We start from the raw sequence: 17,256 nt of genomic DNA on the forward strand, positions 1-17,256 counted from the left end.
TCAGGCGGCGGTGCGGGCCCGGCGGTAGAGCACGCCACCGGCGATCAGCAGCCCGAGCCCGGCCGGGGCGATGAACTCCAGCCCGTCCGCACCGGTCGAGGCCAGCTGCGCGTGCGTCGCCATCGGGGTGACGGGCTGCGCGGGCGGCTGCTGGGCCGGCGTGGACGGCTGGCTCGGCACCGCGACGGGGGCGGCCGTGGGCTTCGCCCCGCCGGCCGTCAGCACCGTGCCCGGCGGGGTGGCCGGCGGAGCAGTGGTCGGCGCGCCGGTCGGCACCGAGATCGGCACGGCGGGCGTCGTCTGACTGGCGCAGTCGTTCCCCATCACCGGGTTCAGCAGGCCCACGACGTCGATCGTGTTGCCGCAGGCGTTGACCGGGGCGGACACGGGAACCTGCGTGGTGTTGCCGGAGCCGACGCCCGGCGAGCCGTGGGTGGCGCCGGAGGCGGAGCTGCCGGCCGTGCTGCCACCGGTGCCGGTGCCGCTGCCCGGGCCACCGTGCCAGCCCCCGTTGCCGCCCGTGCCGCCGCTGCCGGAGCCGCCGTTGGTCGGCCCCTGCGAGCCGGAGCCACCCGGCAGGCCCGGGACACCGGGCACGCTGGGGACGCCAGGCGTGCTGGTGCCGCCCGGCCCGTTCTGCGAGCCACCGCCGCTCTGACTGCCACCGCCGCCCTGGCCGCCGCTGCTCTGGCTTCCGCCGTTCTGACTGCCGCCCCCGCTCTGGCCGCCACCGTTCTGGCTGCCACCGCCCTGCCACCCACCGCCGTGGTGGCCACCGCTGTGCGAGCCACCACTGTGGTTGGCGCACTGGTTGCCGTACGCCGGGTTCAACAGGCCGACGACATCGACCGTGTTGCCGCACAGGTTGACCGGCGCGTCGACAGGCACCTGCACCGTGTTGCCCGAGGCGACCCCTGGCGACCCGGCCGCTGCCCCGTCGGCATCGGCGCTCGCATACGCGTAACCCGCAGTGGACGCCAGCACACTGCCGGTGGCCACCGCCGTGAGGATCCCTTTTCTGGCAACCTGTCGCATAGGTACCCCTGACATCTGATGGTCGGAATTTCCGACGAGCTATTTTCCCGCCCACTACTCAACGAGCCAGCGCAGCAAAGGTTGGCCCAACCAGACCCGCCTCACTCGAACAGGTGGTTTTGAAATTTCCCGGGCCGATAATGCCGGAGAGGGACGCCCCAGTCGGAGCGCCCCTCTCCCGCCCCTGCTATCAGCCGTCAGCCGTTCCAGCAGGTGTCGCCGAAGGCCGGGTTCAGCAGGCCGACGACGCTGATCGTGTTGCCGCACACGTTGACCGGGATGTGCACCGGAACCTGGACCAGGTTGCCGGACAGCACGCCGGGCGAGTCGGTCGCGGCACCCTGTGCCACCGCGCCGCCGTGCGCCGAGGCGACACCCGCGCCGGCCAGCATCAGACCACCCGCGGCAGCCGTGACAGCGGCAATCTTCTTGATCTGCATGACTTTCTCCTGATCACCTGATCATCCGAGCGACCCGCTCCCCGGGCCGCCATATGAGTGAACGAGGCTCTGCCGAACGGGGTACGGCACCCGAGGCGGCATTCACTCGCAGCGGTGAAGTATCGCTCTGACGATCGAGCCGGAGATGGTGGATGGAACGTTTCTTCAGCGGCCATCATCGCGGCCGCTCATCATCCACTCCGACAATCAGCGAAAAGCCCGCCCCCGGCACCCCGGGGACGGGCCTCAAGCACGCTCTTCGTCTTCTCTTCGGCTTCTCTTCGTCTTTTCCCTTCCGCTTCGCTCCCGCTGTCAGCAGGCGTCGATGAAGCGGTCCAGCACCCGCACGCCGAACTTCAGGCCGTCCACCGGGACCCGCTCGTCCACCCCGTGGAACATCCCCGCGAAGTCCAGCTCCGGCGGCAGCTGCAGCGGCGCGAAGCCGAAGCAGCGGATCCCCAGGTCGGTGAACGACTTCGCGTCCGTCCCGCCGGACAGGCAGTACGGCACGGCCCGCGCGATCGGGTCCTCGGCCCGCAGCGCCGACTGCATGGCGGCCACCAGCGCGCCGTCGAAGTCGGTCTCGATCGCCTTGTCGCTGTGCAGGCTCTCCCGCTTCACCCGCGGCCCGAGCACACTGTCCAGCTCGGCGAGGAACTCCTCCTCGTACCCGGGCAGGAACCGCCCGTCCACGTGCGCCGTGGCCTGCCCCGGGATCACGTTCACCTTGTAGCCGGCGCCCAGCATGGTCGGCTGCGCGGTGTTGCGCAGCGTGGTGCCGATCATCTTGGCGATGCCGCCGAGCACCCGCAGCGTCTCGTCCATGTCGTCCGGGTCGAGCCGCACGCCGAGCGCGTCCGAGAGCTCGTCGAGGAACGCCTTGACGGTCTTGGTGATCCGCAGCGGGAACTGGTGGCGCCCGAGGCGGGCCACCGCCTCGCAGAGCTCGGTGATCGCGTTGTCGTCGTTCTCCATCGAGCCGTGCCCGGCCCGGCCCTCGACCGTGAGCCGCATCCAGTGGATGCCCTTCTCGGCCGTCTCCACCAGGTACAGCCGGGCCTTGTCGTTGACGGTGAACGAGAACCCGCCGACCTCGCCGATCGCCTCGGTCACGCCCTCGAACAGCCCCGGGTGCTTGTCCACCAGGAACCGCGCGCCGTACGTCCCGCCGGCCTCCTCGTCGGCGAGGAACGCGAGCACCAGGTCACGCGGAGGCTTCCGGCCGGTCCGCAACCGGTCGCGCACGACGGCGAGCGTCATGGCGTCCATGTCCTTCATGTCCACCGCGCCGCGCCCCCAGACGCAACCGTCCGCGATCTCGCCCGAGAACGGGTGGTGCGTCCAGTCCGCGGCATTGGCCGGCACCACGTCGGTGTGCCCGTGGATCAACAGTCCCGGCCGCGACCGGTCCTCCCCCTCGATCCGCACGATGGTCGAGGCCCGCCCCTTCGCGGACTCGATGATCTGCGGCTCCAACCCGAACTCGGCCAGCTGCTCCGCCACGTACTCCGCCGCAGCCCGCTCGCCCGGCCCGGACCCGTCGCCGTAGTTGCTGGTGTCGATCCGGATCAGGTCCCGGCAGATCTCGGCGACCTCCGACTCCCCCGTCACCTGCGGCCCTGCCTTCGACTCGCTCACGGTCACTCCTCGTCCTCAGCCCCGCCCCCGACCTCGCCGGGAACCCACGGGCACGGTCCCGCCATCCTCCCCCACCCCCCGGCTCACCCCAAGGAAATCCCGCGCAGACCCCGCCACAACCCTGCCGTCCACCGGCCGGCCACCCCTGCTCCCCCTCGTTTTTGGGACCTACAGCTGATCTTTGCTACAGTTATGCATGTCAGCGCGGCAGTGAGCAGCAGCTAGCAAGCAGTAGCGAGCAGCGGCAAGCAGCAGCCGGGCGGACGACACCTAGTCCGGGTGGCGGAATGGCAGACGCGCTAGCTTGAGGTGCTAGTGCCCTTTATCGGGCATGGGGGTTCAAGTCCCCCCTCGGACACGTTCGTAAGATGACCTGATCAGCTAGCTGATCAGGTCATCTTCGTTTTGCGGACGGGACGGCCGGTAGGCGCCGCGTCCCGTCGCGCCTACCGGCCGTCTCCGTGCCCGGCGAGCTCCAGGGCTGCCGCGATGATCCGGGCGTCCTCCTCCAGCTGTTCCCATGAGAGGTAGCGGCCGAGCTCGTTGGTCCGCAGGCCGACCGGTGAGGGAATGACGGTGAACACCGGGTGGGGGTGCTCGGGCCGGCCCAGGTCCCAGCGGGTGACGGCGTGGACGGCCTCGCGGGCGAACCCGGCCGCGACGAGCGCCTGGACGCAGTGCGGTAGCAGTCGGGTGGCCGCTGCCAGGTCCTCGACCGTCGGGCCCGGCACCACCACGAGCTGCCCCGGGGTGGACGGAACAACATCGACGATGACGACGGCTTCGGGATACCGCGCGACGATCGCGGCCTTGGCCGTACCGCGGCGGATCGCGCAGAAGGGGCAGTCGTCAGCTGGCGCCGTCATCAGCGCCCCAGCTGCGGGTGGCGAGCGGTCGGGCCTTGGCGGTGGCGAGCATGGCGGCCGTGGCGATCAGCCCGGCGGCGATGGTGAGGCAGGCGACGCGGTAGTCGGTGGCCGAGACCAGCCAGGCGCCCACGCCGACGCCGACGCCCTGCGGGACGCCGATGACGAAGAGCATGGCGCCGTGGACGCGCCCCAGTTGCTCACGCGGCGCCCGGCTCTGCACGGTCGTCACCATGGCCACGATGCACATCGGCAGGCCGGCGCCGGCCACGACCATGGCGGCGATCACCGGGCCGAGCCGGCCGGTCGTCTGGAGCAGGGCCGAGGCCGCGAAGCAGCTCAGGCCTGCCAGCATGAGCCGTCCCAGGCCGAATCGCTTGCCGAACTTCGCCACCAGCAGGCCTGAGACGATCGTCGCCAGCCCCTGCAGGGTGATCAGCGCGGCCAGGTCGGTGGCCGGGCGGCGCAGGCCCTGGGTCACCACCTGCAGGCCGACGGACTCGAAGAAGTTCAGGAAGCACAGTGCGGCGGCCGCGGTGTGGACGATCACGTGCAGCAGGCGGTCACCGTGGATCGCGCGGCTGCCGAGCCGAACGTCCGCCACGAGCCTGTTCCAGGAGAAGTCGGGCTCCGCCTCGGACGGCTCCGGGGCCAGCGGCAGGGCGCTGACCAGGACGGCGGCGAGCAGGTGGAGCAGGACGGCCAGCAGCACGGTCACGTGGATGCCCATGGTCGCGTAGGCACCGACACCGGCCAGCGGCATGACCACGCGCAGCCCGCGGTTCATGGTCTGGTGCAGCGAGTTCGCCTGGACGAGCTTCTCGTCCTCGAAGAGCTGCGTGATCCCCACCGACTGCGCGGCATCCGTCATCGCCCCCGAGACGCCGTAGAGGAACCCGACCGCGTAGAGGAGCGGCAGCACCGGCCGGCCGTGGCCGAGCAGCAACGAGCTCAGCAGCACCGCCGTGCCGAGCATCGGGATGAGCAGGGCCTGACGAGCGCTCAACCGGTCCACCAGAGCACCGGTGAGCGGCGAGGTGAGGCCGCCCGCGGTCACGAACAGCATCGTCAGCCCGGCGAGGCCGGCCGATCCGGTCGACTGCTGCACCCAGACGGCCAGCGCCAGCAGCAGCAGGTACTTGGCCCCGGCGGTGAACAGGTCCGCACCGAAGAACAGCACGGCGCCACGCAGCCGTGCCGGGCGGGCCACGGTGACGTCGGCCGTCACGTGCCGCTCCGATCGAGGATCCGCAGGCTGTCCGCTCGCAGCCAGGGCAGGTCCAGGCGCTGGGTCCGGGCGCTGCGGTATTCGGCGAGGTCGATGCGGGAGAAGACCGGTATCGCGACCACCTTCCGGTCGCTCTCGAAGAGCAGTCCCTTCGCGAGCAACGAGTCGGCGGCCAGCCGCAGTTGCTCGGCACTGAAGTCGCTGCCCTCGGCCAGCCGGCGCAGGCTCTTGGCCTCCACCGCGGTGCCGGTGAGCACGTGGACCTCGGCCGGGTCGGACACCTCGATGTGGCGACTGGCCTTGCCGACGGTGTACTCGATGTCGACGAAGCCCCGTCCACGGTAGGCGCTGATCCGGAATCCGCTGTCGTGGAGCTTCCACCACTCGTCGACGGCGGCGACCACCGGCGACTGGTCCAGGGTGCGCTCGACCTTGGTGGTGAACGCGTAGCCCGCGTGGAAGGAGAGCAACGGGCCGACCGCCTCACGGACTTCCTGCGGGTAGCAGGCGGTCTCGGGCAGCGGCGACAGGGACTCGATCCCGTAGGAGTCGAGGTCCTGGTAGATCGGGCTGCCCAGGCTGACGACGAACTCACTGATGACCGGCGGGGCCAGCGAGAAGAGGCGGCGCATGTTGCCGACGGCGAGCTCGATGTTCTCCTGGGTCTCGAACGGAGCCCCGACGATGATGTTGTAGACCAGCTTGAGGTCCAGCTGCACGGACCAGCGCATCAGCTCGACGTAGTGGATCAGCTGGACGCCCTTGAGGAACTTCTTCAGGCTCTCCGGGGAGAACGACTCGATGCCGATCTGCAGCGTGGACAGCCCCGCCCGCTTCATGGCGACGAGTGTGGGCAGGTCGACCATGCCGGAGACCTCGGCGTCGATGCGCAGGTCCAGTCCGCGCGCCACGATCTCCTCGAAGACGTCACGGCGGGAGGACATGTCCGGGTCGGTGAAGGCGATGTCGACGCTGCGGGCGCTGGTCATCAGACGTTCGATCTGGTCCACCACGGTCGCGGCCGACCTGGTCCGGTAGGGTCCGCGGCTGGGAATGCTCTCGATGCAGAAGGTGCACTTGCCCCAGCTGCAGGCACGTGCGGACTCGACGCAGATCTTCGGCTGCGGAACCTCGTTGCGCTCGGCGGCCAGGTGGATGTCGAGGTAGTCGGCCAGGTCGGGGTTGGGTGAGGCGTCCAGGGCCACGATCTCGGCCGGCTTCGGGCTGCTGTGGACGCCTCCCTCCGCCGTACGCCACGACAGTCCGCCGATGTCGCGCAGGCGGCCGTCACTCGTGTCGCCGTCCAGGACGGCCAGGGTCAGGCGGTGCAGTGCCCGCTCTCCCTCGCCGTTGACGATGAAGTCGATCTCCGGGTACAGCCGCAGCAGGCTCTCGGAGAACTGCTCGAAGAGGGCGAGGCCGCCGAGCACCACCTTGATGCCGGGCCGCTCCTCCTTCAGCCTGCGGGCGATGTAGATGCTGGACATCATCTGCACGTGGGTGGTGGTGAAGCCGATCAGCTGCGCCTCGGTCTTCAGCAGGTCCCGGACCACGTCCTCGCAGAAGACCTGGAGCTGGTCCAGGACCGGGTGCAGGTCGGGCGTCTCGAACCGCCGCTTGATGACCTCGAGGAACTGCTCGCGCCGTTCGTGGTAGTAGAGCGCACCGAAGAGGTGCTCCCCGTACCCGTACTCGTGGATGTGGTGGCGCTCCGTGCCTCCCACGTAGTCGAGCAGGTCCTTGTGGTAGTGCCGGGACGTCGCGTGGACGCCGTGGTGCTGGAGGTAGGTCTTGAGCGTGGCGATCTGCAGCGAGGTGAACTGCTCGATGTTCCACGGCAGCGAGGCCAGTGCGACCTGGGCAGTCGGCGCAATCGGGTGCTGGTTCATACGGTGGCCGCCAGTAGCGTCTGGCGGTGGAAGTCCGCGCTCAACTCGGTGCTGTCCCACTTTCGGTCGACGTATTGCTGGCAGCCGTCACAGTGCCGGGCCCGGAACGCCGGGTCCTCCAGGACGGCCAACTGGGTTTCCCGCTGCAGACCGGTGGCCGCGATGCGATCCCGCAGATCGGCCCGGAAGGGCAGGTAGAAGCAGGGCAGGTAGTGTCCCTGCGGATCGATGACCATGCTGGTGAACGGCACGTCGCAGGTCTGGCCGGCCGCCGGGCGCTCACCCCGCAGGTTCCGCACGAAGTTCCCGTAGTCCAGCACGTTGGGGATCTGCTCCCGACTGTAACGGCCTGCTATTGCCGTCAACTGGCGCATGACCAGGGCGATCTGAGTGCTCGTCAACTGCCCGGCGCGATGGGTGCGGTCCGGGACCGCGCCATCGCGGCCGAATGCCTCGTCGGTGAGCGAAGGCACCCGCAGGAAGACACAGTGCGCCCCCTCCGCGAAGCTGCGGCGCGCCACCTCCTCCAGCTGGTCGTGGTTCTCCTGCTGGATGACGAAACTGACCGCCAGGGTCGCCGTGGTCTCCGCACGCAGCCTGCGCACCCACCCCCAGGCGGACTCGAAGAGGTCGACCCCGCGGGTCTTGCGGTACGTGGCCCGGTCCGCGCCGTCCATCGACACCATGTAGGTGGAGATCAGCGGATCGATCGCGGGAAACACGTCCGCCAGCTTGCTGGTACTGGTGATCAGGGTCAGCGTCCGTGACACCTCGGCGAGTTCGGCGACCATCGCCGGCAACTCCGGGTGCAGGGTGGGCTCCCCGCCCGTGATGCAGATGTTCTCGAGCGGGGAGAGCCCGCGGAGAGTCGGTAGCACCAGCTCCCGGAAGACCTCGGGCGACATGGACTTCGGACTGTCGAGCCGCCAGTAGTCGCACAGCCGACAGCGCGAGTCACAGGTCTCGTTGATCTGCAAGGAGATCCGGTTGACCCGCCTGAGATCCGGAAGCGAACTGGTCACTGACTACTCCCCCTTCATGTGAGATGCGGTACGAGCGAACGGGCTACCGGCGCGACTTACGGCCAGCCGGGGCTGCCCGCGGTGACGACCCGGGTCTTGTGGCCCGCAAGGATGCCGTCAAGCAGCGCCTCGTCAGCCGCCGACGTCCCCTCCGACTCGTCAACGCTCTTCACGAGCGCCGACTCCTCGACCGCGGCCGCCAGATCCTCGCCCGCAACACGTGCTGCGCGTCCCCTGCTCAAGATCTCGCCCCCTTCCATGAGTTGGCCCACACGGCACGGTGCCGCGTGAAATGTGCCATGTGAAATTACACACGTAGCGATGATGATCCGTCAACAGACAATCGAGGGGCCTGCGGGTGGGCGGCGAGGGCCGGGCCTGGCCACCCTGTCCCGGTGCGGACGTGGGGCAGCGTGAGTGCGGGCACGGCGGCCGGCGTCGGCAGGATGGCCCGCGTGACACGCTCATCCATGCGGGCGGTCCGCTGCCTGCGGGGGCGGGATCTCTGCGGACGATGGTGTCTGCAACTGCCGACCAAGCCGCGAGACTCTCCAAACGAACCCCACCGCTGGGACGGTGCCCGAGCCCGCCACCTGCGGTTCCCCGGGCTTTGCCAGGCGCAACACTTGGCGTCAGCGCCATTCATGCACGTCGAGCAGTTCTCCCGTGCGTTTGTCCGGTTTACCCCAGAGGTCTCCCACCCGAGTTGCATAAACAGCCACGAGTTGCCCTTGGGGGTCCACATACGCCGTGTAGTAGCCGATCTGCCAGGACGCCTCAGGGAGCGGTGGCGGAGCCAAACGCAGCCGTTCGGTCCCGTCTTCGTCAAACACCACTGCATTGCTCGGTCGTGCCGCGTTGCCCTCCAGCGCCTCTATGATCAGTACGCCACGCGGCTCGTCACATACTGTGACCGAAAGCGGTGGACGCACGAATGACTTCTGGACGCTTCCGTTCACCCCCCAGCGAACGGTGCACGATCCGCCTCCCCAGCCGATGTCCATCCCCCACCTTCTCCTGCATCATGAGAGCCCAATCGGTAGCTGTTTACATGGGATGACAGTCGGGCGGCTTGCACAGGAATTCCTTGTGGGTCCACTGCCACGACAACGAGGAGCTATCCACGATGGAGGTCGGTGTCGAAAGCCTGCTTCGCCACTAGATACATAGATGAGTATTGGGTGAACCATTTCACCATCAGTTATGGATACTAGCTCCAACCCCTTTTTTCGAACTGCATGGAAAGATCTCCTTCACGGATCCCCAGCCCACCCCGGACCCAAAGCTGCAGTGAAACAACGGCTGATTGACCGAGGGCAGTCGGAGGATTATCGGAGCCTGCCCGCCGCGCACTTTTGGAGTGGGTTCTAGCCGGACCTAAAAGGCGCATACCAGTCTCTAGGGAATCCTTGAATGGTCGAGATCTTACCGACTCCGTTATTCACCATCCTGAAGGACGAATACGTCAAAGGATAGTACGCTGCAGACATTGCAGAATCAGTTGTCCTGATGAGCAGCTCGGCATGCTGCGGATCGCGGACGTCGATCGTGGCCGTAAAACCTTCTTCGGCGTCCGTCAGGATCTCGATAACGGAGTCCCGTGGGACGGCCTCAATGACAAGATCCCACACGGTCTCCCATGTTCCGTCATCAAGTTCTCGATTCCGCCCCCACTCAGTCTTCCGCAGGTCGGAGGCATCGTATGCGACATCCGGAATCATGGAGTCACCTTCGCGATCCATTGCATCTCTCGATTCATCATCTCGAAACCGGAGGGATTCCACAGGACTTCGTCACGAATAGCCACTCACCAGCGACACAGAGGCCCTTCGTACCACCAGAACTCCTTCAAAGATTCTTGGTGACTCGACCCCTTACGTCTTACCCGATCGACTGATCGGGCAGGACTGCGCTTCGCGCTCGTTCTCCAGAGCCAGAAATCAGACACCAGGTTCGCTGGTCTAGAATGCCATCGCGATCCGCGGAGACCTTGAAGTCGGATGAAAAGCTAAAGATCCCGAGAAGCATGCCGAAGTCTATCGGGAGATCCAGCTCACATATCCATCCAGCATCCTTGATCTGGCGAAATCCATTCGTTCCCGGCCGACAGCTGTTCCCGTGCTCCAGTAGCGCATCGATGACCGGCAGCAAATTTGCATACGGCTTGGCGGAGCCAGGATCCCCAGAACTAATCTCAATCACGGCACATCCGTATTCGTCATCTCGATTGTCACGACCAGCCGTAGGACCCGCTCGACTCGGCCACACTGCCGCCCAACAGGGCGAGTGCACCATGAGTGGTCATCATGTCCTGCCACTGACTCTTCGGCCAAAGGCCGCCCTGCACGGACGCCTTTGGCACGCACAGGGTCGGCGTCGGTATACGCCGCATCGCTCGTACCGCTCGCAGTGGCCGGTCCAGGAGCGGCCATCGCCGGCGTCAACCGGTTACGAAAAGCTTCAGATACTGCTGCTCAGCCTTGAGGAGAGCAGTCCCGAGTCGGCTGTCGAACGGCCAGGAGTCGACGATGGTTCGGCCCATGCCCAGGGGACGGCGGTCTGGCGGCGGTACGCTAGCCGACACGATCTGGCTTTTCACGACCTCCAAGTTGACTCGAAATGCTTTCAGTTGCTGCAGGCTTCCGACGCTGCCGCGGCCGGCGTTGTGCTCCGAGATCTCCCACTCGAGAGCCGCCAGCGCAGCATCTGCTGCGTCCAGAGCATCTTCTGCTTGGTCACTCCTCAGGACATCCTGCCAGAGCCGCACTATCAGCGAGGATAGAGCTACTTGTTCCGCTTTTTTAGCCGACTTTGCAGAGAACGCCGAAAGAAGTCGAGGCGCTCTCGGTCGGGCTCGATATAGTCGAGGATATCCAGCGCCGTCTCAGTATCGCCACCCAGCGCCTCTTGGTAAAAGCTCCACAGTCCAGTATGAGCAATTTTCGCACAGCTTCCTGCCGGATACCCATAGTCCCACGCCGGGAATCCAGTTGGCGACTCTCCGCCAAGAACCCTGACAATCGTGTCAATAAAGTCAGATCGGATGCTGGGCAGAAGTTCCTCACCCAGGGCGGCTACAATCACGCCGACAGCAGGTACGGCAACATCATGGACAATCGCTTGAGATTCAACATGACCTTCAAGAGTGAGGCCCTGCGACTCGTTCTCGGAGGTGGCCAGCAGCATCACCCGAAGGTCCTCGGCCAAATGGGAGGCGGGCGCTCCACAGCCACACTCGTAACTACTCCACGAGATCCTATCGATTTCCCTGATGGATGGCCTGACGCTTCCCATGTGATTCTCACCTTTCAAATTGGACGCCATCAATGAAATTATTCTCAGGAAAGATCTTCTGACAGTTCAGGCAGATTGGTTTCTCCTGCCAAAGTTTGCCATATCCATCCTTGGCATTCCAGCGCTGCATTGCCCGAATGAACTGGACATCCTCCGCATCCCACCATGTCCCCTCCAGGATATTCGGCTCCGCGCAGCTCCCAAATCCAGAGCATGATACCGCAATCTCGCCGGTCGTGAGGTTCACGGCCGCGCTCCAGGTTGCATCCTTTTGGATGCCCGTGGCAAGGGAGTGGATATAGTTCCGTGCTTCCGAAGCCAGTGAAACCCTGTCGCTGAATGTCAAGCCTGCACCCGGATCAAATACGGTAACACCCGGGAAGGGTGACCTGCGCACCCCAACCGTCCCACGGTCCGCTGTTCCAAAGCGATAGGAGGAGAGAATGTGACCCAATTGCAGGCTCGCCGGGTTGATGAGGATGTTTCCGAGTCCGGCGAGCGTGTTCAGTGGGTTGTCGAGTGTGAGGCCGGTGCCGGCGTTGGGGTCGCCCGGGTTGTCGAGGGTTGTTCCCAGGCCGGCGTCCTGTGCTCCGGGGAAGGTGGTGATTCCGAGGCCGGGTGACTGGTCGGCGGCCATGGATTGGGCGATGAAGGCGGTCGCGCCTGCTGCTGCGGGGTTGGCGGTGGCGGCGAGGGTGTTGGTGGCTCCGGTTTCGGGGCCGTTGGCGGCAGGGCCGTGGGTGGCGGTGCCACCGATGCCGTCGAAGGCGTGGCCCGGGGTGAGCGTGGCGAGGTCGATCTTGGGGGCCGGCAGAGCGGCGGGTGCCGCGGGGGCCTGGGCGGCCGCGTAGACCGGGTGGTAGGGGTGCGAGGGTGAGGGGCGGTGGGGGTGAGAGGTGTCGCAGCTGCTGTATCCGAACTCGACCGAGAAGCCACCGAAGCCCGGGATGACGGAGCCTCCGGAGCCGCTGGACGGCATGTGATCAATGTGCAATTCGTTGTGCAGCCAGTTGAATCCGTCGCTCACGCCGTTCTGTATCTGCTGCCACAGGCCGGGGCTGGGAGCGGGCGCCGGGCTGCTGCCCAGGTTGTGATCGACGGTCTGCGCTCCGTGGGGCGCCATGCCCTGCCACGTGTCGTACGGCACTACCGGAGTCGGTGCCACAGGGGGCGCTGGGATCGCCGGGGTCTGGGGCACGGGATCGGAGGCGAGTTCTGCTCCGCCTCCCCCGCCACCCCCTCCGGAGTCACAGGCGCTGTGGCCGCTGGGGTCGGCGAGGGAGAGGGGGTCGTCGTCGGCGTAGGCGTAGAGGTTGCCGTTGGTGGCGGTGGTGGGGCTGAGAGGGGCCGCGTCCTGGCTGGTGAAGTCGGCGGTGGAGGGGTCGTACCAGCGGCTGGCGGTGTTGACCTGGCCGGTGGTGGGATCGGTCCAACCGCCTTAGTAGCCGAGCTGCTCACCCTCAAAGTTATGCGGGGCCTTCGACGACGCCCCCTGGTCAGTACCCCCAGATCAGAGCTGACCTGGGGGCAGCTGCCTCATGTCGTAAAGGTGCCGTCGGTGCGCGACACCACCCGGACCGGGCTATTCGAGCTCTGTCAACAATGCCTTATGAGACGCTGTCTTCGCAGTGGAATCGCCCTTAACACGACCTCAATCGGGGGGGCGGGACATATAGAGCCCATGGCGCCACCTCCAAGCGATTGAAATTCAGCAGGTAAATCAACTGTGGTTCCGCAAATTTTTTGCAGAAAGATATTGACCGCCGCGAATTAAAGCCCAGCAGTGCGAGCAGGCGATAAAGTCGTTTGGCTCATCAAACACCACTTCTTGGCGGCGAGGCAGAGCCCTTACGGATTCAAAGTGGAACCGGCCCTCCAGTGCACAGTACGGCCCACCCTGACCGAGTCGAAAAATTTGATGCTTGTCTCCTTCGACCAGACGATTCCCTGCCCTGATCAGAGTATTCACCAGTGGGATAAGGTGGCCAAATCCCTCACCATCCATTGCAGCCCCCAGAGAGTTAATGAGTCAGGCGTACTTCGCCAATACGTACAACCGCCGATGGTAGCTGATACTGTTCGCCGAGCCTCTGCGTTCCGGGGATGTAGAACTGCGGGGTCCCGCCATCGCCGAATTGCCAGTTGCGCAACGCGTAGCTATATGCCACCTCGATCGGTTCAGTTACCTCGTAGATCCCCATCGCCATCCGATAGCCGAATGCCGGATGCGGCTCTTCTTGAACGCCACTCCATAGTGTAGCCACGTCGCCGCCTGCCATGTCACCGAGTATTGCAAACCCGGCAATTCCCGGCTCCCCCATGACCACCTTTGTTCCGGCCGGCAGCATGGTGCGGCCCCAGCTATCGACGCCTGGGTATCGAACTTTCCCTTGCCATGCAGCCGCTTGCGCTGCCAGATCATCATTGAGGTTGGCGATTGACCCATGCCCATCGACCACGAATCGTGCATTAGCCGATGCCTGCGTTACAGCTGTGAGTATGTGTCCGAGTTGGAGTTCCGCTGGGTTGACCAGGACGTTCCCAAGCGCGGCGAGCGTGTTCAGTGGGTTGTCGAGTGTGAGGCCAGTGCCGGCGTTGGGGGCGCCTGGGTTGTCGAGGGTTGTTCCCAGGCTGGCGTCCTGTGTTCCGGGGAAGGTGGTGATTCCGAGGCCGGGTGACTGGTCGGCGGCCATGGATTGGGCGATGAAGGCGGTTGCGCGTGCTGCTGCGGGGTTAGCGGTGAGAGTGCTGGTGGCTCCGGTTTCGGGGCCATTGCCGACGAGGCCGTGGGTGGCGATGCCGCCGATGCCATCGAAGCTGTGGCCCAGCGTGAGCGAGGCGAGGTCGATCTTGGGGGCGGGCAGGGCGGCCCCACCTGAACCCGCTGGCCCGACCCGGCCGAGAGGACCGGCCTCACCGCGCGGCTGGCGCCACCCACCCGCAGGTCCGCCGCCTGCGGAGGCGGGACCTGCGGCCGGTTTCTGCAACTGTTGGCCAAGCCGCGAGACTCTCCGAACGAAGCCCGCCGCCGGGCGGTGCCCGAGCCCGCCTGCGGTTCCCGGATTGTCAGGCGCAACACCCCTGGCGTCAGCGCCATTCATGGACGTCGAGCAGCTCTCCCGTGCGTGTGTCCGGTTTACCCCAGAGGTCTCCCACTCGAGTGGCGTAAGCGGCCACGAGCTGCCCTTGGGGGTCGACGTATGCCGTGTAGTAGCCGATGCGCCAGGACGCCTCAGGGAGCGGCGGCGGAGCCAACCGCAGCCGTTCGGTCCCGTCTTCGTCAAACACCACTGCATTGCTCGGTCGTGCCGTGTTGCCCTCCAGTGCCTCGATGATCAGTACGCCAGGTGGCCCGCCACATACCGCGACCGAAAGCGGCGGACGCACGAATGACTTCTGGACATTTCCGTTCACTCCCCAGCGAACGGTGTGCGATCCGCTTTCCCATTCAATGTCCATCGTGTACTTTCTCTTCGCGCCATGCGAGCCCAATCGCTTGCTGTTCACACGGAAAGCACGTGGAGCGGTCGTCTCGGGTGACAGCTGGGGCACGGGTCATTAATGAGGACTGAAGACCCGCCATTGCGTCTCCGACTGCGCCATCGCCGGACGTCATCGACCAGCTCGACAATTCACCCAGATTTTCACCGCCGGCCAATAGCTGTTGTCCGTTCCCAACGGAACCTAACACCCGGGTCAACCCAGGCGAGTTGCCACCTCGGCGGGCGGCTGAACATCTTCATCCAGAAGGTGACCCGGGTCGCCTAGGCGTTCGCAAGGAACATCTCGTAGCCACCAGTCCCGCCATCGACCCACCAGCCTGGCACGTAGCCGTCACGGAAATACTCAAAATCCCTACAGTTGCTACACCATTCTTAGAGCCTCCTGCGTCCGACAAAGTGGATCCCATTGAAGCCGATCGAATTTAATCCTTCCTGGAAATACCAGCAATGCAACGTCGAAGCCGAATATACAGGACAAGGCACATGACCATCAGGGCCACACCAGTCGTCATTGAAGACTCTGTGCCATGCAGCGTGACTCGACCGACTCACCTCATGCCACTCGCTATAGCCGTTCACGTGAGCGCGCTTTTTCATGCTTCCAGGGGATGGGCACGACCACAGCTCCCCGCCCTGCGCCAGCAGGGGTGTGAACAGGGCACATCTCGTCAAAGTTTCAGATACTGTTGCTCGGCCTTGAGGAGGGCAGTCCCGAGTCGGCTGTCGAACGGCCAGGAGTCAACGATGGTTCGGCCCATGCCCAGGGGACGGCGGGCTGGTGGCGGTACGCTAGCCGACGCGATCTGGCTTTTCATGACCTCCAAGTTGACTCGAAATGCTTTCAGTTGCTGCAGGCTGCCGACGCTACCGCGGCCTGCGATGTGCTCCGAGATCTCGCCTTCGATAGCCGCCAGCGCAGCATCTACTGCATCCAGAGCATCTTTCTGCTTGGTCATCCTCAGGGCTCCAGCAAGTCTTGGTCAGGGTCCAGTACGTAAGTCTGCATGCCTCCCCCTGGGTATCCGATGCCTTGGGGGCCCACACGGCCTTCGATCACCTGGGCTCCTGGCCGGATCTTCCACTGTTTTAGGAACGTGAACTGGTTCCAGAGAGCCTTCACAGCGATCTCCTCGCGGGTAGCTGGCCAGAGGGTGGTGAGGTAGCGACCGCGGGCGGTGGCATCGACGTCATCATAGAAGCGCATGCCGTAGTCATCTGCTCCGGCTGTTTTGACCTGTATTGTGCCTTGCTCGAAGGACTGTATGACCTGGATCCGGAATTTACGCGGAACGCCAGCTTCCTGAAGCAGCTTAGACGCCTGCGAGGTACCAACGTAAGGATCCAACCCAGCTGTCATAAGAATATGCCCGAGCTGGAGGATCGCAGGATTTATAAGAGTGTGCCCGAGTCCGGCGAGCGCATTGAGAGGGTTGTCGAGTGTGAGGCCGGTGCCGGCGTTGGGGTCGCCTGGGTTGTCGAGGGTTGTTCCCAGGCCGGCGTTCTGTGCTCCGGGGAAGGTGGTGATTCCGAGGCCGGGTGACTGGTCGGCGGCCATGGATTGGGCGATGAAGGCGGTCGCGCCTGCTGCTGCGGGGTTGGCGGTGGCGGCGAGGGTGTTGGTGGCTCCGGTTTCGGGGCCGTTGGCGGCAGGGCCGTGGGTGGCGGTGCCACCGATGCCGTCGAAGGCGTGGCCCGGGGTGAGCGTGGCGAGGTCGATCTTGGGGGCCGGCAGAGCGGCGGGTGCCGCGGGGGCCTGGGCGGCCGCGTAGACCGGGTGGTAGGGGTGCGAGGGTGAGGGGCGGTGGGGGTGAGAGGTGTCGCAGCTGCTGTATCCGAACTCGACCGAGAAGCCACCGAAGCCCGGGATGACGGAGCCTCCGGAGCCGCTGGACGGCATGTGATCAATGTGCAATTCGTTGTGCAGCCAGTTGAATCCGTCGCTCACGCCGTTCTGTATCTGCTGCCACAGGCCGGGGCTGGGAGCGGGCGCCGGGCTGCTGCCCAGGTTGTGATCGACGGTCTGCGCTCCGTGGGGCGCCATGCCCTGCCACGTGTCGTACGGCACTACCGGAGTCGGTGCCACAGGGGGCGCTGGGATCGCCGGGGTCTGGGGCACGGGATCGGAGGCGAGTTCTGCTCCGCCTCCCCCGCCACCCCCGCCAGAGTCACAGGCGCTGTGGCCGCTGGGGTCGGCAAGGGAGAGGGGATCGTCGTCCGCGTAGGCGTAGAGGTTGCCACTGGTCGCGGAGGTGGGGTTGAGGGGCGCGGTGTCCCGGCTGGTGAAGTCGGCGGTGGAGGGGTCGTACCAGCGGCTGGCGGTGTTGACCTGGCCGGTGGTGGG

The 17,256-nt window shown here is 65.7% G+C and carries 17 protein-coding genes, 1 tRNA gene and 1 pseudogene; 1 reads left to right on the forward strand and 18 read right to left on the reverse strand.

Features of this window, described 5'->3' with window-relative positions; genetic code table 11:
• From AC060L_RS30105 to AC060L_RS30115, 3 genes are all read right to left on the reverse strand, one after another.
• Positions 1-999 (reverse strand): chaplin, encoded by a 999-nt coding sequence (locus tag AC060L_RS30105; protein WP_483802113.1) that lies wholly within the window; start codon positions 997-999, stop codon positions 1-3.
• A gap of 233 nt (positions 1,000-1,232) precedes the next feature.
• Entirely contained in the window at positions 1,233-1,475 is a 243-nt protein-coding gene (locus tag AC060L_RS30110) for a chaplin (RefSeq protein ID WP_483802114.1), read from the reverse strand.
• Positions 1,476-1,787: 312 nt separating this feature from the next.
• The gene (locus tag AC060L_RS30115) at positions 1,788-3,113 is read right to left on the reverse strand and encodes a M20/M25/M40 family metallo-hydrolase (RefSeq protein WP_483802115.1); all 1,326 of its coding nucleotides are present in this window, start codon (positions 3,111-3,113) and stop codon (positions 1,788-1,790) included.
• A 273-nt stretch (positions 3,114-3,386) separates the two neighbouring features.
• Between AC060L_RS30115 and AC060L_RS30120 the strand changes: the two genes are divergently transcribed.
• Positions 3,387-3,471: transfer RNA gene (locus tag AC060L_RS30120), tRNA-Leu, on the forward strand.
• Between the two features lie 88 nt (positions 3,472-3,559).
• On the opposite strand, the gene AC060L_RS30125 is transcribed toward AC060L_RS30120, so the two are convergent.
• From AC060L_RS30125 to AC060L_RS30195, 15 genes and pseudogenes are all read right to left on the reverse strand, one after another.
• On the reverse strand, positions 3,560-3,979 hold the full coding sequence (locus AC060L_RS30125; protein WP_483802116.1) for an HIT family protein: 420 nt from the start codon (positions 3,977-3,979) through the stop codon (positions 3,560-3,562).
• A complete protein-coding gene (locus AC060L_RS30130; protein ID WP_483802117.1) occupies positions 3,963-5,207 on the reverse strand; it encodes an MFS transporter in 1,245 nt (414 codons plus the stop codon). The genes AC060L_RS30125 and AC060L_RS30130 overlap by 17 nt, the downstream gene beginning before the upstream one ends.
• Positions 5,204-7,096, reverse strand: coding sequence for a radical SAM protein (locus tag AC060L_RS30135; protein ID WP_483802118.1), 1,893 nt, complete (start codon positions 7,094-7,096; stop codon positions 5,204-5,206). Before AC060L_RS30135 ends, AC060L_RS30130 begins: the two co-directional genes overlap by 4 nt.
• Positions 7,093-8,118 (reverse strand): radical SAM protein, encoded by a 1,026-nt coding sequence (locus tag AC060L_RS30140; RefSeq protein WP_483802119.1) that lies wholly within the window; start codon positions 8,116-8,118, stop codon positions 7,093-7,095. The genes AC060L_RS30135 and AC060L_RS30140 overlap by 4 nt, the downstream gene beginning before the upstream one ends.
• A gap of 56 nt (positions 8,119-8,174) precedes the next feature.
• Positions 8,175-8,360, reverse strand: coding sequence for a hypothetical protein (locus AC060L_RS30145; RefSeq protein ID WP_483802120.1), 186 nt, complete (start codon positions 8,358-8,360; stop codon positions 8,175-8,177).
• 390 nt (positions 8,361-8,750) lie between these two features.
• Positions 8,751-9,122, reverse strand: coding sequence for a hypothetical protein (locus AC060L_RS30150; protein WP_483802121.1), 372 nt, complete (start codon positions 9,120-9,122; stop codon positions 8,751-8,753).
• Positions 9,123-9,485: 363 nt separating this feature from the next.
• A complete protein-coding gene (locus AC060L_RS30155) occupies positions 9,486-9,839 on the reverse strand; it encodes a hypothetical protein (RefSeq protein ID WP_483802122.1) in 354 nt (117 codons plus the stop codon).
• A 719-nt stretch (positions 9,840-10,558) separates the two neighbouring features.
• Positions 10,559-10,885, reverse strand: coding sequence for a hypothetical protein (locus AC060L_RS30160; RefSeq protein WP_483802123.1), 327 nt, complete (start codon positions 10,883-10,885; stop codon positions 10,559-10,561).
• A 17-nt stretch (positions 10,886-10,902) separates the two neighbouring features.
• Positions 10,903-11,304, reverse strand: a complete 402-nt coding sequence (locus tag AC060L_RS30165; RefSeq protein WP_483802124.1) for a hypothetical protein — start codon at positions 11,302-11,304, stop codon at positions 10,903-10,905.
• A gap of 115 nt (positions 11,305-11,419) precedes the next feature.
• Positions 11,420-12,559 carry a hypothetical protein gene (locus AC060L_RS30170; RefSeq protein WP_483802125.1) on the reverse strand — a complete coding sequence of 380 codons (1,140 nt, stop codon included), beginning with the start codon at positions 12,557-12,559 and terminating at the stop codon, positions 11,420-11,422.
• 123 nt (positions 12,560-12,682) lie between these two features.
• Positions 12,683-12,838 (reverse strand): annotated as a pseudogene (locus AC060L_RS30175) (RHS repeat-associated core domain-containing protein); the annotation flags it as partial.
• A gap of 595 nt (positions 12,839-13,433) precedes the next feature.
• Entirely contained in the window at positions 13,434-14,513 is a 1,080-nt protein-coding gene (locus tag AC060L_RS30180) for a hypothetical protein (protein WP_483802126.1), read from the reverse strand.
• Entirely contained in the window at positions 14,500-14,919 is a 420-nt protein-coding gene (locus tag AC060L_RS30185) for a hypothetical protein (RefSeq protein ID WP_483802127.1), read from the reverse strand. Before AC060L_RS30185 ends, AC060L_RS30180 begins: the two co-directional genes overlap by 14 nt.
• A 664-nt stretch (positions 14,920-15,583) precedes the next feature.
• Positions 15,584-15,871 carry a hypothetical protein gene (locus tag AC060L_RS30190; protein WP_483802128.1) on the reverse strand — a complete coding sequence of 96 codons (288 nt, stop codon included), beginning with the start codon at positions 15,869-15,871 and terminating at the stop codon, positions 15,584-15,586.
• 2 nt (positions 15,872-15,873) lie between these two features.
• On the reverse strand, positions 15,874-17,256 hold a 1,383-nt coding region (locus AC060L_RS30195; RefSeq protein ID WP_483802129.1), incomplete at its 5' end, for an RHS repeat-associated core domain-containing protein.

This window comes from Kitasatospora sp. NEAU-69 (assembly GCF_057158765.1).